The 17,400-nt window shown below is 33.8% G+C and carries 12 protein-coding genes; 8 read left to right on the forward strand and 4 right to left on the reverse strand.

Annotated elements, in window-relative coordinates; genetic code table 11:
* Positions 1-17: 17 nt before the first annotated feature.
* The 3 genes from menD to T367_RS22485 are packed head-to-tail and all read right to left on the reverse strand — an operon-like array spanning position 18 to position 4,010.
* On the reverse strand, positions 18-1,733 hold the full coding sequence (menD, locus tag T367_RS0114310) for a 2-succinyl-5-enolpyruvyl-6-hydroxy-3-cyclohexene-1-carboxylic-acid synthase (RefSeq protein WP_211252714.1): 1,716 nt from the start codon (positions 1,731-1,733) through the stop codon (positions 18-20).
* A 17-nt stretch (positions 1,734-1,750) separates the two neighbouring features.
* Entirely contained in the window at positions 1,751-2,443 is a 693-nt protein-coding gene (locus T367_RS0114315) for a response regulator transcription factor (RefSeq protein WP_027420469.1), read from the reverse strand.
* Entirely contained in the window at positions 2,436-4,010 is a 1,575-nt protein-coding gene (locus tag T367_RS22485; RefSeq protein WP_027420470.1) for a sensor histidine kinase, read from the reverse strand. The genes T367_RS0114315 and T367_RS22485 overlap by 8 nt, the downstream gene beginning before the upstream one ends.
* 135 nt (positions 4,011-4,145) lie before the next feature.
* Here T367_RS22485 and T367_RS0114325 point away from each other — a divergent pair, with 135 nt between their 5' ends.
* Positions 4,146-5,471, forward strand: coding sequence for a 1-acyl-sn-glycerol-3-phosphate acyltransferase (locus tag T367_RS0114325; RefSeq protein ID WP_084274439.1), 1,326 nt, complete (start codon positions 4,146-4,148; stop codon positions 5,469-5,471).
* On the opposite strand, the gene T367_RS0114330 is transcribed toward T367_RS0114325, so the two are convergent.
* Positions 5,464-6,735 (reverse strand): exo-beta-N-acetylmuramidase NamZ family protein, encoded by a 1,272-nt coding sequence (locus T367_RS0114330; protein ID WP_027420472.1) that lies wholly within the window; start codon positions 6,733-6,735, stop codon positions 5,464-5,466. The two genes, T367_RS0114325 and T367_RS0114330, sit on opposite strands and share 8 nt — an antisense overlap.
* Positions 6,736-6,773: 38 nt before the next feature.
* On the opposite strand from T367_RS0114330, the gene T367_RS24070 reads away from it, so the two are divergent.
* From T367_RS24070 to T367_RS22505, 7 genes are all read left to right on the forward strand, one after another.
* Positions 6,774-8,417: an ABC transporter permease gene (locus tag T367_RS24070; protein ID WP_027420473.1), complete on the forward strand. Its 1,644-nt coding sequence runs from the start codon at positions 6,774-6,776 to the stop codon at positions 8,415-8,417.
* Positions 8,418-8,511: 94 nt separating this feature from the next.
* Positions 8,512-9,840, forward strand: coding sequence for a dihydrolipoamide acetyltransferase family protein (locus T367_RS0114340; RefSeq protein ID WP_027420474.1), 1,329 nt, complete (start codon positions 8,512-8,514; stop codon positions 9,838-9,840).
* A gap of 85 nt (positions 9,841-9,925) precedes the next feature.
* Entirely contained in the window at positions 9,926-12,343 is a 2,418-nt protein-coding gene (locus tag T367_RS24075; RefSeq protein WP_169736072.1) for a PD40 domain-containing protein, read from the forward strand.
* Entirely contained in the window at positions 12,343-15,426 is a 3,084-nt protein-coding gene (locus T367_RS0114350) for an OmpA family protein (RefSeq protein ID WP_027420475.1), read from the forward strand. The genes T367_RS24075 and T367_RS0114350 overlap by 1 nt, the downstream gene beginning before the upstream one ends.
* A 19-nt stretch (positions 15,427-15,445) precedes the next feature.
* Positions 15,446-16,306, forward strand: coding sequence for a 3'-5' exonuclease (locus T367_RS22500; RefSeq protein WP_072032211.1), 861 nt, complete (start codon positions 15,446-15,448; stop codon positions 16,304-16,306).
* A 3-nt stretch (positions 16,307-16,309) separates the two neighbouring features.
* The gene (locus T367_RS0114360; RefSeq protein WP_027420476.1) at positions 16,310-16,918 is read left to right on the forward strand and encodes a fumarylacetoacetate hydrolase family protein; all 609 of its coding nucleotides are present in this window, start codon (positions 16,310-16,312) and stop codon (positions 16,916-16,918) included.
* A gap of 164 nt (positions 16,919-17,082) precedes the next feature.
* Positions 17,083-17,355, forward strand: a complete 273-nt coding sequence (locus tag T367_RS22505) for a hypothetical protein (protein ID WP_035844257.1) — start codon at positions 17,083-17,085, stop codon at positions 17,353-17,355.
* Positions 17,356-17,400: the final 45 nt, after the last annotated feature.

Consider the following 17,400-nt stretch of genomic DNA (forward strand, 5'->3'; position numbering starts at 1 on the left):
TTCGCGCAATAAACCAATCAGGAAAAACCCTTAAAGTACTGCTTTAGAATTTGATCACTTGGAATTTCAGCCGTTTTAATCTCTAAGACCGAAGGACGATTATTTTTTTCAATATAAAAGGAGTCTATCACGTCCAATAAGACTTCTTTAGAATCAGCTTTAAAATAGTTGATATTAAAAGTATTACATATACCTTGAATATTTGTCTCAATAGGTGCTACAAATAATTCTCGCTGATCTGATTTTGAAGGACCGTCTATAATTTTAAATATTCCACCACCATTATTATTTATCACGACAATCTTAATGTTCTTATCTAAATAATTATTCCACAACGCATTAGAATCATACATAAAAGATAAGTCGCCTGAAATAATCACATTTAATCTCTCTTTATCTGCATGTGCAAAACCAACCGCCGTACTAGTTGAACCATCAATTCCACTTACCCCTCTATTGCAATAATAATTAACACCCAATAAAGGGTTAAATAATTGACAATAACGAACAACAGAACTATTAGACATGTGTAAATTAACATTTACAGGCAGCGTTTCTAGGACATCAGCAATTGCTGTCAGATCTGAAAAAGGAGCAGTTGATATAAAATCATCATGTTTCTCATTCGATAATAAATCGGCTTGTTTCCATTTATTCCCAAAATTAGACATTGGTACAGTCTCTAATCCATTTACAAAACGCAAAAATTTATTCGGACTACATTTGAATGAATGTTTCAATGATTGATAGGTATCCTCTTCAAAATTAAAGATACCAACACGCCAATTGATTTTAGGTTTATGCATTCTAAAGAATGCTTTAATTCGTTTAGAAACTATTGCTCCTCCCATCGAAATCAATAAGTCAGGTGCAAAAGCGGGTATATCTTCAGGACTAATGATGGCTAAAGCCCTATCAATTGAATGACAAAATTTCTGAAAATTTTGAATATTCGATGTATTCTCTACCAAAATTGCAACTGATGGATCGTTTGCTGTTGCAATTAAAAGGTCTTTTAAATCTGACCCAGAAGTGAGTTGACCAATTAAAATTAACTTTCGTTCACTTTTTAACCAGCCCGATTCTATTAAAAGTTTTTCTTCATCAGTTAAACCAATAGCATTATCATTCTCATTGGATGTGAATACAGGTAAAGTTTCCAATGTTGTTGTTTCATACAATGGTTCAGCCAACGGAATATTGATGTGTACAGGGCCCTTTGGGAAATTTGAAGCTTCCAAAATGGCTTTATTTACAATATTATCAGCACTACTTACGTCTTCCTTTTTAGGTTGATTGGGCAATTCGTATTGTGCCTTGATATAATTGGCATAGAGATTCTTTTGACGAATTGTTTGTCCATCACCTTGATCAACCAATTCTGCAGGCCGATCAGCCGTTAAAATAAGTAAGGGTATATTTCTATAATAAGCCTCTACAATACCTGGCGCATAATTCAAGGGAGCACTTCCAGAGGTACATGTTAAAGCAACGGTTTTACCGCTTGCTTCAGCAAGACCTAATGCAAAAAATGCTGCAGATCTTTCGTCGTGAATTAAGATAATTTCAATAGAGGGGTGTGCATCAAACGCGATAATTAAAGGTGCGTTTCTTGATCCAGGTGAAACTACAACTTGTGTAATTCCGTGCTGAACACAAATCTCTACTAAATGGGCAATGTGACTTATTTTTGTTGTTTGCATAAATTCAGGTACAAAAGTAGTCTGAATCACTATTTAAACAAAGAATGTTACTCATTTTTAATTAATAATTTAAACCCTTTGCCGTGAACATTAATAATTTCAACTAAGTCAGAAACTCCTACGTACTTTCTTAATTTTGTGATATAAACATCCATACTTCGACCATTAAAGTAATTATCATCACCCCAAACCTGTCTTAAAGCTTCATTTCTATCCAAAACATCCTCTTGACTTTTTACCAGTAAATAAAATAAATCATTTTCTTTCGTAGTCAATTTTTTTGTTTCACCATCCTTTGTGATCGTTTGCTGAAGGAAATCATAAGTTAGGTCTCCAACTTCAAAAGTGGTGGCTTTTTTACCCTCCTTATAAGATCTTTTAAGAATTGCATTAAGGCGAGCAAGAAGCTCTTCCATTGCAAATGGCTTTGTAAGATAGTCATCTCCACCAGCTTTAAACCCTTGCAATTTATCTTCTTTCATTGACTTCGCAGTTAAGAAGAGAATCGGAATCTCATCATCAGTTTCTCTGATTTCTTTAGCAACAGTAAAGCCATCTTTATTCGGCATCATGACATCTAAAATCACAAAGTCGAACATACTCTCCTTAAAACGTTTAAGTGCAATTTCACCATCAACACATAAAGTGACATCAAATGACTTTGCTTTTAAATAATTAGATAATAATGTACCAAGATTGGTATCATCTTCTGCTAATAAAATTTTTATTTTCTCACTCATTTCCAATGTTAATTTTAAATGTTGAACCTTTGCCTAACGCACTTTTTACATATATTTTTCCGTGATGTAATTTTACAATTCCATCGACATAATTTAACCCTAAACCAAAACCTTTCACGTCATGCACATCTCCTGTTGGAACACGGTATAATTTTTCAAATATTTTCTTTTGATCTTCTTTCTTAATACCAATACCATTATCAACAATCTCGATAACAAAGCCTTTCTTTAACGCCACAAGTTTGATATTGACCTTAGGTTTATTCGTACAGTACTTTAAGGCATTATCTAATAAATTATAAAGAATATTAGAAAAATGTATTCGATCAACATCCCATACAATTTCATCTAATTGGTCAATAACTATTGAACCTGATTTGTTTTTAAACCTAATTTGAAAAGCATCGACAACTTCTTTGAGAATTTCGTGGACTTTAGTTTCCGTTAGACTCAAACGCATTTTACCTTTATCGAATAATGAAGATTGTAAGACTTTTTCTACCAATTTAGCCAACCTCTTATTTTCTTGATCAATCATCCCAATATATGACCCGATTGTTTCTTTATCGCTATAAACATCAGGATCATTAATCGCTTCGCAAGCCAAAGAAATAGTTGAAATTGGTGTTTTCAATTCGTGGGTCATATTCCCAATAAAGTCATTCTTGATCTCTGAGAGTTGTTTTTGTTTATAGATTGTTGATACTGATAAATAGAAAGCAATTACAATAATCAATGCCAATAAGAAAGAAGCTAATAATGTACCTGCCATTTCTCTCCATATATAAAATTTCTTAGATGGAAATTCTATCCTAATTTGATAATTAGAAGGCACGATATCATTCGGATAAAGATAACTACTATAAACAGCCCCTTGCAGTGTCTTATTATAATGATCACTATGTGTTAAGAAATCAACCTTAACATCTTTTTGATCAACGACATTATAAGCAAAACTCGTGTCTAAACCAAACCTAAATAAATTTTTGTACAATAACGAATCTAATACCTTTAAGTTTAGACGCAATTTAATATCGTCATAATAATTATTGGTGAACATATTCAATGTAAGCTCATTTAAGAAACGTGCTTTTTTCACAATTTGTCTTTCATACGAATTGCTTAATTGAATGGCGATTGAATTGGTATCTTGTAATGACAAAACACTTCCTTCGATACCCGTATTCACCAAATCATTGAAGTTTTTCGCAAAAATTCTTTGCTCAGTCAAAACTCCTGTTGCAGAATCCAAAGACATCCCTGTCACGACAAGGAATCGATACGTTTCTCCATCTTTTACGATTGCCGTATCTCGAATTTGGATTGATTCATCAACATGCATAACATCTCCGAATTCAGTATTCAAAAAGTCGGCATAAGAACCTTGCAAACCCTGATCATATAAATCAGGATGCATAAACCGGGTAGCTTCAACCTTTTCAAGATCTTTAGCCGTCGATTCTAACGCATTCATTACCTTCTCACTTAATTGAGCTTGTGTAATATCGTATACATTCTTAATCCAATAAGACTGTATCAACAGTAAGCCAGACAAGGCCACTGACATCAATATTAATATTATTTTGAATCTGTTTTTGTTCAATTTAGGATAGGATTTAAACCTCAAATGTAACGGAACTGGGAGAATTCTATTTTAGGCTTAACTTTTTTTAACAGAAAATGCTAATTTTACGACCATTCTATGAGACCTTTATATTTTATTCTACGGATTCTTTTGCCTCATGCTATGTCTATTTTCATACGCAAACGGCTTACACTGAACGCACAAAAAACATTTAAAGCGCAAACCATTTTTGTTTGTAATCATCCCAGTGCATTTTTAGACCCTTTAGTCGCTGCTAATTATCAATGGCCTATCTTTTTCTTCATGACAAGAGGAGATATTTTTAAAAAATGGCTTCAACCTGTTACCTGGGCATCACATATGGTTCCGATTTATAGAACGGAACAAGATGGTAATGATTCTGCAGAAAAAAACAAAGATGTATTTGTTAAAGTAAGACAAGTTCTAAAAAATAAAAAATCATTGATTCTTTTTGCTGAAGGATATACTGACAATACATTTATTAGAAGTTTAAAAACAATAAAAAAAGGTCCAGCCCGAATTGGTTTTGGAACAATGGAGTCATCTAATTGGGAGCTCGACATTAAAGTTCAAGCAATAGGATTAAACTATACTGATCCTTCGGCTTTTCGATCAGATGTCGTTGTTTCGATGGGGGAATTAATTTACTTAAAAGATTATAAAGCGCTTTACCAAGAGAATCCAAATAAGGCAATAACTGAATTGACGAAAACTATCGCGAAATCAATGCAAGATCAATTAACTTACATTGAAGACAAAACATTAGCAGACTTCTTAGAGCACATCCTCATTCTTTCGAGAAAAGGAATGAATAATGATCACTTTGATAAAAAAGAACTGCTTTTGAATCGCTATGAATATTCTAAAAAAACGGCAACGTACATCAACGAAAACTATGATGAATCAGATTCAAAATGGGCAACCTTAAAAGCCGATTGTTTATCCTATTTTAATGCGCAAAAAAAGCAAAAAATAAACGAAGAGTGGGTCTATCAATATGCTACAAGTTCTCGCCCAAACTTTGCTCTATCGTTATTATTAATTATACTTACCTTACCCATTACATTATTAGGTATAATACATGCTGCTATTCCGTATTTGGTTGTCAAAAAATTTATTGACAATACTTTTAAAAGAGCTGTATTTAGAAGCGGAGTAAAACTTATGCTGGGACCAGTAATTACATTAATTTATAATATTCCTTTTATCTTTTTATTCTATGACTATATCTATCCAAGTTATTGGTTAGGCATTTTATACATCGTCATAGTACCAGCTTATGCAGGACTATTCGCGTATATAATTTTTAGAAGAATAAAAGAGCATTATGCATATAGACTAGCGAATAAAAATAGCCTTGCTGAATTCGCTAAAACACGTGCCAAATTGATCGAAAAAATTAAAGATTTAAAGCTTATTTAAAATCTGAATACAGCAAGTACTTTTGTCGAATGTCTCTAAACTTGGCAATACCATCCTGCCAAGTTGCTTCAATCTCTGCAATTGTTTTATTGGCTTCAATCTGCTTTTTAAGTTGATCTGAACCTGCTAATAAATTAATGAACCCATTATTTAAAAAGAAGGCTTCTTTATTGGGCATCGAATTATAAACATCTAATAAAAAAGACAGATCTAACCCTCCTTGTCTTAGTGACACAATATCACGCTCATGTAAATCGATACCGAAACATTCTTTACCATTTAATTTTGGGTTTTTAGCCCCGAAATTTGGCGCTGGAATAAAGTTAAATTTATTCCATTCGTCAACTGATTTTAAATCCGGATGACCGATAACCTGAAAAGGCCAATCTGTCCCTCTGCCAATACTAACCTCTGTTCCTTCAAAAAAGCATAAACTAGGATATAGATATATTGATTCCATATTCGGCAAATTAGGAGAAGGCGCTATCGGCAATTCGTAAAATTTATTATGATCCCAGCCAGAACAAGCCACTACTGTTAATTCACACTGCATTTTGTTTGGTAACCAAGACTCTCCATTAATCATTTGCGCATATTCACCTACCGTCATTCCGTGCACAACAGGAACAGTGTGTTTACCTATAAAAGATTCGAATTTTAAATCTAAAACAGGTCCAGCAACATAATGACCATTTGGATTTGGACGATCCAACACAATCACTTTTATTCCATTTTCGGCTGCAGCCTCCATCACCAAATGCAAAGTACTTATATAGGTATAGAATCTCACCCCAACATCTTGAATATCGAAAAGGATAATATCAACATCAGTCAATTGACTCTTATAAGGTTTTTTATTCTTTCCATACAAAGAAACAATCGGTAAACCAGTCTTACTATCAACATCATTATCCACTTTCTCTCCAGCATCAGCATCTCCTCTAAAACCATGTTCCGGTGAAAAAATACGTTTTATCTTAACGTTTAAGGCAAATAATGTATCTACTAAATGAACGCCATTAACAATACTCGATTGATTCCCAACAATTGCAATCCGTTTATTCTCCAACATTGGTAAATAATCCGATATCTTTTCTGCCCCAACCTGAATGCTTAAATTTGCATATAAAGGAATGTCATTCTTTAAGACACTATCTTTCTGCTCTATTGGTACCGAATCGGTTTGAATTGCTTTATCAGAACCAGATTTTGCTGAACAACCTACAAATACTATTATTAAAATGAGTGAACCAACCTTAATCATATATATAAATCTTACTTTTGTTGGTAAATGTAATCATTTTGAAAACTGAATTTTTTATAGCGAGCCGAATTATTCAAGGCAATCAATCTAAAAACAAGTTATCTAAACCAATTATAATTATTTCTTTAGCAAGTATAATTATAGGTATAGCTGTAATGATTGTTGCTGTTTCTGTTGTGACAGGCTTTCAAGAAGGCATCCGTGATAAAGTGATTGGTTTTGGTTCACATATTCAAATCACTAAAGATGGACTGAGCAATTCTATGGAATCTGATCCATTATTAATTAAGCAGCCTTTTTATGCTGAGTTAAATCAAAAGAAAGAAGTTCAAAACGTTCAAATATTTGCATATAAGCCTGCCATACTTCAAGCCAAACGAGATGATGTTGTTTTTACTCACAACAATAAAGACACCATTCATTCAACACAAGATATTTTAGGCGTTCTATTCAAAGGCATTGGCAAAGATTATGACACTACCTTTTTCGCAGACAAACTAATTGACGGTAAGCTAATTGACTTCAATAACCCTAATAATCAAACTTTAGTCTCAGCTTATATTTGTGATAAAATGGGTTATAAAGTTGGCGATGAAATCGAAGCTTTTTTCATTCGAGATACACAAGGTCCAAAAAAAGAAAAATTTGTAATCAGTGGGATCTATCGTTCGGGCTTCGAAGAGTTCGATAAAAAACTAATTTTTACACGTATAGGACATATACAAAAGCTAAACAATTGGGGAGTTCAAACATTTATCACTGTATTGGACACATGTATTGACAAACAATTTGTTCTAAAAGCAATCACCAAAGGAGGGACTGGCAAATACCAATACGACTGGGGGAATGGATTCCAGGACTCGCCTTATCACAAGTTTTCAGGAAAAGTCACCGAACGTATTCAACTTATTTCCTCAGACATAGCAGCGGTGGATTTTGGCGCTAGAAATGAAATCTCATCCATTCCAGATACTGCTTTCGCCAATATTACAATCAATTCACCGTGCTCATGTGATGAATTAATAAGTAATGAATCATTTGAATATAAAACTACGAATCAGATCATTACACCATTTGGAGAAGTGAATACCACGAATGGATTTGGCACACAAAATCTATACACAAGTGGATTTGAAGTTATCCTTAGAGAATGGGATGATTTAACAAAGTTGAATGAAATTGTTTATGAAACGATTCCATACGACATGAAAACAACAGAAATAACAGAAACACATAGAGATATATTTGCATGGTTAGATCTACTTGACATGAATATCTTAATCATCATCGCATTAATACTATTGGTTTCATTGATTAATATGGTTACCTCTCTTTTAGTATTAATTCTTGAGAAAACAAATATGATTGGTATCCTTAAATCGGTTGGTGTTAAAAACAGGAGTATACGAACAATCTTTATATTCCATGCTATATTTTTATTGACGCGCGGTATATTCTTTGGGAATCTGTTGGGCATTGGCATAATTGCCTTTCAATATTTTACAGGCTTCTTCACTTTGGATGCAGAGGTATACTCTTTAGATGTTGTTCCAGTGAGCATAAATTTCATGCATATCATTTACATTAATCTTTTAACACTAGTCACTTGCCTGATCATTCTTATCATACCAAGTTATTTAGTAACAAAAATTGACCCCGTCAAAGCAATTCGTTTTGACTAACAAATTAAGTTTATATTTCAATTAAATTCTTCTTCAACAAGGAATAAACGGAAAATTTCAACTAAATTTGTCACTCTAAATTTAATAAAACAAAATGGCTGAAATTGAAATCAGACTCCCTAAAATGGGAGAAAGTGTAACAGAAGCAACCATTACTAATTGGTTAAAAGAAGTTGGTGATACAGTAGAGATGGATGAACCTTTGGTAGAAGTTGCTACAGATAAAGTAGACAATGAATTGCCATCTGAAGCTGCAGGTATATTGGTAAAAAAATTATTTGAAAAAGATGACGTGGCTCAAGTTGGTGATGTTATTGCGATAATTTCAACTGATGGCGAAGCGAGTGCTCCTCAATCGAATGAAACAACCTCGGCAGCAGCTGCACCAGCAGTTCAAGAAAATGTAGCCGTAGCGACTCCTCAAAATACGGAATCAACAGGTTCAATTTCAAAGACAGGTCCAAGTGGTAAATTCTATTCTCCTCTTGTACGCAGTATAGCGAAAGAAGAAGGAATCTCAATGGAATCTTTAGAAACCATTGTAGGAACTGGAGACAATAATAGAGTTACAAAAAAAGACATCTTAAACTTCATTGAAAACGGAGGCGCTAAAACTATTGCTCAACCAGCAGCAGTTGCAGCAACACCTACTCAATCATCGACACCGAGTGCACCAGCTAAAGCTGTTAAAGTACACGATGTACCAGTTTATGAAGGAGACGAGGTAATTGAGATGGACCGTATGCGAAAAATAATCGCACAGCACATGGTGATGTCCGTTCAAACTTCTCCGCATGTAACATCTTATGTTGAAGCAGACGTTACGAATATTGTAATGTGGCGTAACAAGATTAAAGATAGCTTTTATAAAAATGAAGGTGAGAAAATTACTTTCACACCAATATTTATGGAAGCAATTGTAAAAGCAATTAAAGATTTTCCAATGATCAATATCGCCGTTAGTGGTGACAACATCATTAAGAGAAAAAATATAAATATTGGAATGGCTGCTGCTTTGCCTTCTGGTAATTTAATTGTTCCTGTTATCAAAAATGCAGACACTTTAAACTTGGTTGGTTTAACTAAGCAAGTAAATTCTCTAGCAAATAAGGCAAGAAATAATAAGTTAAGTGCTGACGATATCCAAGGAGGTACTTATACATTGACAAATGTTGGAACTTTTGGAAATGTTTTAGGTACACCAATTATTAACCAACCACAAGTTGCGATTATGGCTGTTGGAGCAATTAGAAAAATTCCAGCGGTTATTGAAACACCTCAAGGAGATGCAATCGCAATACGTCACATGATGTATTTATCTCATTCATATGACCACAGAGTAGTTGACGGAGCACTAGGCGGACAATTCGTTCGACGCGTAGCAGATTACCTCGAACAATTCGACATTAATCGAGAGTTATAAACAATCAACCGTAAAAAAGTTTAAAAGCCGCACCCTAAAACGTGCGGCTTTTATTTTTTCCTTTGATGTTGATATGCAAAATGCTGTGAAAACACAAATATTAACATTAATTCTCGTAATTGTCTGCGGAAACTTGTTTGCCCAAGCAAGTAAAGAGGAAATAAGAGCCAATCTTGAAAGCGCAAGTTTTACAGACAAATTTGATGTTGGTACAAATCTCATGTTTGATAAACTTTATCAGGATGCTTTGTATGTTTGGGAAATTCTAATTGAAGAAGATCAGAAAAATGCGAATCTTTTATATAAAAAAGGGTTAACATTAATTCGATTAAATAGAGACAATGAAGCTTTCGAATCATTTGACAAAGCGCAATACGCAGTTAATAAAAAATACAATCCTACTTCGGCCTCTGAAAGAAACGCCCCTGTTGATGTTTGGTATTACCTAGCAAAATCAAATCACTTAAAAGGAGATGTTGATGAAGCATTCACACAATACAAATACTTTATTGACAATGTCAATAGTAAACACAATATGGTTGACGCTGCTGAGCTGGGCTTGGCACAATGTAAAGTAGCAAAGGAATTATTAGCGACTCCTAAAAATTATCAGATAGACAATGTTGGTGATGCGATTAATGGGGCTGGACCAGACTATAGCCCCGTAATCACAATAGACGGCACAACTCTTTTCTATACAACGAAACGTATGCGAAAAGATAGTATGAACTACAACATTCTAAATAAAGAGAATGGTCAGTACTATGAAGATATTTATGTGAGCTACAAAGATCGTGAAGGGAATTGGTCGTCTCCAAATTATTTAGACTTCTGTTTACCTCGTTCTAATGATGCGTCCATCTCTTCTTCTGCGGATGGCCAAACCGTTTTTGTTTATAAAGATGTTAATGGTGGAGATATCTACTTTTCTGAAATTGCTGACACAACATTCATTAATCTAAAACCTTTTGATGCTTTAGAAATTAATACAGAGTATTGGGAAAGTCACGCAACTATAAGTAACGATGGAAATGCAATTTATTTTGTTTCTGACAGACCAGGAGGTCTTGGTGGTCGAGACATTTATAGATTAATTAAATTACCAAACGGCGAATGGAGTAAAGCCTTGAATATTGGCGCACCAATTAACACTCCTTATGATGAAGACGCTCCGTTTTTAGGGGTTGACAGTAAAACAATGTATTACAGTTCTAACGGTGCTACAAGTATGGGAGGCTTTGATATTTTTGTAACTCAATTAGGGGATGATGATGTATGGACTGATCCACGTAACATGGGCGCACCACTTAACACGACTGGTGATGACATCTTTTATACAACTACCGCTGATGGTAGAACTGGTTATTATAGCTCAGAGAGAGATGATGCTATAGGTGATAAGGATATATATTCCGTTTCAAATAATACTGATTACATTCAAAATATCGCTGTACTTACAGGATTTATCAGAAACTCACAAGGATCAAAAATCCCAAGTGGAATTAGTATAATGGTTTCAGATTTAACAGAAGGCACACCAGCAAAAAAATTCACACCCCGTATGCGCGACGGCGGTTATGTATTAACATTAATACCGTGTCACACTTATCAACTTGATTATTTCTTCGGTGAAAAACAAATTCATGAGCGCGAACTTTATGTTCCATGTAACTCCTCTTATCAAGATCTTAAACACGATTTATTGTTAGACCCTATCTCTTTAGAAACAAGAGAAATTCTTTCTGACGATGATGAATTAATTAAAAAATCTCGTGAAGAAGGTATGACCTGTGATTTAGTTTACAAAGTACAAGTAGGAGCTTTCAAAAATCCATTGCCGGTTAAGTATTACAAAAACTTCAACCCTATTACCACAGAACCTTTAGGATTAAATATTACACGATACATGGTTGGTAATTACAAACAATACATAAAAGCTGAAGAGATAAGACGAAGTGTATTAAATGATTTTCCTGGCGCCTTTGTAGTTGCTTATTTAAATGGAATTCGAATTGAAACAACTGTTGCTAGAGATTTAGAGTACGGCGTTAGAAAATGTGATGAAAGTCTTTATCCAAAAGAATTAATTCGAACAGATTCAATCGCTAACTATACAGATTTGATTGAAAAACCAGAATTCGTTTACTTCTTAGATTATAACAAAGATAAATTTGACTATAAAATCCCTGAATTTAGAGTTTTCATGCAAGGTGTAAAAGACATCGTTGACCAAAACTTAAATGTAACGATCTACATTACTGCAAGTGCATCACGTGTACCAACAAGAAGCTATAAAGACAACCAAGACTTAGCTGTTCACAGATTGAATAATGGCAATAAAGCTTTAATTAAATTATTAAAAGAGTTTGACATTGATGTGTCAAAAGTAAATACAGTGTTAAAAGAGGCTTCTGTAAATGGTCCATCTTATAAATCTGACCCAGTTAAAAATGAGACTGCATACAAGGCGTATCAGTATATCAAATTTGAAATTAAATTTTGATGAAAACAACCCTACTTAAAATATCACTTGTGTTTTTTAGTTTGATGCTTGCGAGCATTAACGTCAATGGACAAGAACTAAGCAATGGAAAAGTAAAAAAATTCGTTAAAAAAGGACGAAAAGCATACCGAAAGGAAGAATTTTGGAAAGCAAAATCCTATTACGAAAAAGTAACGGAAGCAAACACTGACAAAGCCATATATTGGTTTGAAGCTGGCTTAAATCAGTTTGATTCTAAAGTCAAACGAGAAAATGCATTACCTTACTTTAAAAAGGCACTTGAATTATCTGTAAAAGATACGATTCCTGAATTGCTTTATTACACTGCTAAAACAATGCACTTTGTTGGCGATTTTGAAGATGCAATTGAATTCTACAATTTATTTCTAGATAATTTATCGGATAATAAAGCGGGCAGATTAACAAGAAATGACGTTATAAGAGAAATTGAGATCTGTAATAACGGTATTGACTTACGTGACGTGCATCTTTACCAAGTAGAAGAATTAGTGAACCTTGGTCCTGAAATCAATTCTGAATACATGGATTATTCACCTGTTGCGGTTGAACAAAACAATCTAATTCTATTCTGTTCTCGTCGTCCATCTGACAATAAAAAGAACATGGACGGGGACTACTATGAGGACATATTCTATTCGAATAAAACAGATGACAAATGGAGTCAATCAAAACTAATTGATAAATCTTCAGGCTATATATCGAAAGAAGTAAATGAAGGAAAAGAACATTCAGCTCCAGTAAGTTTATCGGCTGACGGTAAAACTTTATATATCTATAAAAGAAATGGTATTTGGAAAAGCACCAAAGATGCTGAAGGCAAATGGTCTATTCCAATTCGAATGAACCAGAATGTAAATATTGGTGATGCTAACCCAAGTATCTTCATTACACCAGATGCAACTGAAATGTTTATTGTATCAACTGGCGTTGTAGATGGATATGGAGATAGAGATTTGTATTACTCTAAAAAAGACGACAATGGTAACTGGAAAAAACCAGTTAATATGGGACCTAAAATCAATACTAAATACAAGGAAGATGCACCGTATTTATCAAAAGATGGTACTGCACTTTATTTTGCATCAGAGGGTCACAATTCAATGGGTGGTTTTGATATTTACCGTAGTTTAAGGGACCAAAATGGTAATTGGGGAGAACCTATGAATATTGGCACACCTGTTAACTCTTCAGGTGACGATATCTATTATATAGAAAATGGAGACGGAACATTGGCATATTATGCGTCTATGCGTCCAGGTTCATACGGACATTTGGATATATATACTGCAAAATATGAGTGCCAAAATATTCCAACAACAGAAGTCAAAGGTTATGCTATTTACGCTGAAAATCACTTACCTGTTTCAGGAATTGTAAAAGTGACGAATAAAGCAACCGGTGAGGAAATGGGGACTTTTACTATTGATAGAAATACGGGTAAATACCAAATGTTATTACCTCCTGAAAACACTTATATCGTTGAATTGGTAGCTGCACAGACTAAATATAGTCTTGAAAGACCATTTACAGACGAATTTTTCTTACCAAAACAATGTGTTGCTTACAACTTATTTCAACAAGTAGAATTAGAAGATGTTAAAAATGAAGAAGGAGATACCGAAGGTTTAAAAGCAACGTTTACGCATGCATATTTTGATATTGACAAAAGAGTGCAAGAAGTCTTTAAAATCGACAACTTTACATATAACACTCCCGAACTGATTTTAGAGACAGGTATCACTGGAAATATTGCGCATGACGAATTACACAATGCAAAAGATGTTGAAGTTGTGTTACTTGATGAGAATGATAAAATTGTTCGGATTGATAAAACTAATGAAAATGGAGATTTTGCTTTTGAACGTGTGAATACTGACAAAGAGTATAAAATCATGATTAACGAAGAAGATGCAAAACAGTCATTCGAAGAGCAAACTAATCAATCAGGAGAGGATTTAACTTTACAAGGAATTACAAACAAAACTATAAAAGATACTAAAATTCCGAATGAAGAAGTTACCGTATATTTAGGAAACGATGAAAAAGAAGTCGTAAATGTGATTAATACTGATGAAAATGGTGAGTTTAAATTCGATTTTGAAAACGAAGAAAAAACACTAGCCGAAGTTGAGAAAATAAACGACGAAACTAATATCGAAATGGAATTAGATGTCACTGACGCTGAAATTGTTTATTCTGCTTTAATCACAACAATTGAAGAAAACGGTGATGAGAAAAATGTTTATACTGAGAACGTAGACATCGTTGAATTGCAAGAAATTATTGCTATGGAGCAAGAAGGACTGCCAATTCCAGAAGACAATAATGCCACAACGAACAATATTGCTGACAACAATACAACAAACCAAAATAAAGAAACAACCAAGGAAGAGAATACAGTTACAACTAAAGAATATCCTATTGTAAAAGAACAAACCGGAAAAGAAGAAAATATTACTTCGACTAAAGAAGAACCCGGTGTTAAGGATCAAAATGGAAAAGAAGAGAACATCGTTTCTACCAAAGAAGATCCTATTGTTAAAGAACAAACAGGGAAAGAAGAAAATATAACGACGAATCAAAAGGATCCCGTAGTTAAAGAAACGACAACGTCTCAGGAAAACAAACCTAAAACAGTTGAAACTAAAACGGATGTTGTTAAAACTGAAGCGCAACAATTACAGGAGTTCGCTAATATTTTATTCGATTTCGATAAATACTTCTTACGTGATAAAAGTATCAATGTTTTAAAGTCACTCCAAGCCTTTTTAGATGACAATCCAAGTGTTCAAATACGCTTAGATGGTCACGCAGATTGGATTGGTACAGTAGACTATAACGAAGCACTATCAGAAAAAAGAGCTTTAGCTGCACATAAATTTTTAATTGACAACGGAATCTCTCCGGACAGAATTGAAAATGCATGGTTTGGAGAATCAAAACCTGTTGCGGCTAACGCCAATAATGATGGTTCTGATAATCCACAAAATCGTCAACTTAACCGTCGTGTAGAAATAAAGGTAGAAATTCCAGAAATGGCTGCATTATATTTATCTTTGTAGAAATCAGAAATTATATTTAATGAAGCTTAACCTGCAAAAGCCTTTGGCTTTCTTTGACCTTGAAACGACTGGACTAAATATTTCAAAAGATAAAATAGTTGAAATTTCAATTCTAAAAATTAGACCTGACGAAAGTGAGGAGACCTATACAAGAAGAATTAACCCGGGAATTCAAATATCAGAAGAGTCAATAGCAATTCATGGCATAACAAATGCAGCTGTTAAAAATGAGCCAACTTTTGGTGAATTAGCGAACGAAATTAAAGACTTTATCGGTGATGCTGATTTGGCAGGGTATAATTCCAACAGGTTTGATATTCCTTTTTTATTAGAAGAGTTATTGAATCACAACGTTGAAATTTCTATGGAAAACAGAAGATGCATTGATGTGCAAACCGTTTTTCATAAAATGGAACAAAGAACATTGTCTGCTGCATATAAGTTCTATTGCGATCAAACAATTGAAAATGCACACAGTGCTGAAGCGGATACCCGTGCTACTTTTGAAATATTAAAAGCTCAAATTGACAGGTACCCAGAAGTAGAAAACGATATTGACTTTTTAGAAGAATTCACGCAACAAGGTGCCAATAAAAAAATTGATTTTGTTGGCCGTTTGGCGATGAATGAAAAAGGTGACGTCTTATATAATTTTGGAAAACACAATGGTAAAACCTTACAAGAGGTTTATAAAAAAGAACCAGGTTATCATAGGTGGATAATGGATAACGATTTCCCTTTAATTACCAAGAAAATATTAGATCAACATATTTCTAAAATTATCTTGACTGAAAAAGAGAATCGAACGAATCTTAAAATGAAAGCCCAAGAGAATTTGGTTAATAAGATCGATCAATTAAAAAATAAATTCAATCAATAAGGCATGAAAATTATTTGCATTGGCAGAAATTATTCAGACCATGCGAAGGAAATGAATGCCAGTTTACCAACTTCGCCTCTTTTCTTCTTTAAACCTGATACTGCAATACTTAAAACGAGAGATTTTTACTATCCTGAATTTACAAATGATCTACATTACGAAATTGAGTTGGTTGTTAAAATATCAAAAGTAGGTAAACATATTACAGTAGAAAATGCTCCTAATTATTACAATGAAATTGGTTTAGGTATCGATTTTACAGCACGTGATATTCAACAAGAATGCAAAGAAAAGGGTTTGCCTTGGGAAAAGGCTAAAGCTTTTGACAATAGCGCTGTTCTGAGTGCAACTTTCTTGAATAAAAAGAATATTGATCTGAATAATATAAATTTTGGGCTTGCACTCAATGGAGAAACTGTTCAATCAGGAAATAGCTGCGATATGATTTTTTCAATAGATTATATCATTTCATATATTTCCCAATTCGTTACACTTAAAACTGGTGATTTAATTTATACAGGCACGCCTAAAGGAGTCGGTCCTGTTAAAATTGGAGACAAACTTGTAGGCCATTTAGAAAATAAAGTTTGTATAGAATTAAAAATCAAATAAATTTCCACAAAAGTTTAGCTAAACACCTCAGTTTTATTGCTTTTTTTTAGCAAAAAAACACAGCAAATACACATAAATAGTAGGAAAGTAAAAAAAAATAATTATTTTTGACTCGTGTGAAGAAATTCAACATGAATCAATATTAAAAAATAAAAAATCAAATTATGAAAAAGACCGTTCTAAACTTAAGAAAAATCGGATTTGTATTAGTTGCTGCAACAGCAATGTTCGCATTTAGTTGTGATGAAGCTGCTGATGCTGCTAACGACGCTACTGAAGCTACTGGTGATGCTATTGAAAATGCAGGTGATGCTGTAGAAGATGCTGCTGATGATGTACAAGAAGCTGTAGAAGATCATGCATGTGAAGGTGGAGACGCTGAACACGCTTGTGAAGCTGGTGCTTGCGAAGGTGGTGCTTGTGAAGGTGGTGAGTAATCAACTCCTCTAAGATATTAAAACCCGATTATGTTTATAATCGGG

This window comes from Crocinitomix catalasitica ATCC 23190, from assembly GCF_000621625.1.
GTDB classification, from domain to species: Bacteria; Bacteroidota; Bacteroidia; order Flavobacteriales_D; family Crocinitomicaceae; genus Crocinitomix; species Crocinitomix catalasitica.

What these genes read in the sequence shown, in the direction of transcription:
- T367_RS0114315 (WP_027420469.1), bottom strand. Translation starts at nt 2,443, where the DNA reads ATGAGTGAGAAAATAAAAATTTTATTAGCAGAAGATGATACCAATCTT.
- T367_RS22485 (WP_027420470.1), bottom strand. Translation starts at nt 4,010, where the DNA reads ATGTCAGTGGCCTTGTCTGGCTTACTGTTGATACAGTCTTATTGGATT.
- T367_RS0114325 (WP_084274439.1), top strand. Translation starts at nt 4,146, where the DNA reads ATGAGACCTTTATATTTTATTCTACGGATTCTTTTGCCTCATGCTATG.
- T367_RS0114330 (WP_027420472.1), bottom strand. Translation starts at nt 6,735, where the DNA reads ATGATTAAGGTTGGTTCACTCATTTTAATAATAGTATTTGTAGGTTGT.
- T367_RS0114340 (WP_027420474.1), top strand. Translation starts at nt 8,512, where the DNA reads ATGGCTGAAATTGAAATCAGACTCCCTAAAATGGGAGAAAGTGTAACA.
- T367_RS0114350 (WP_027420475.1), top strand. Translation starts at nt 12,343, where the DNA reads ATGAAAACAACCCTACTTAAAATATCACTTGTGTTTTTTAGTTTGATG.
- T367_RS22500 (WP_072032211.1), top strand. Translation starts at nt 15,446, where the DNA reads ATGAAGCTTAACCTGCAAAAGCCTTTGGCTTTCTTTGACCTTGAAACG.
- T367_RS0114360 (WP_027420476.1), top strand. Translation starts at nt 16,310, where the DNA reads ATGAAAATTATTTGCATTGGCAGAAATTATTCAGACCATGCGAAGGAA.
- T367_RS22505 (WP_035844257.1), top strand. Translation starts at nt 17,083, where the DNA reads ATGAAAAAGACCGTTCTAAACTTAAGAAAAATCGGATTTGTATTAGTT.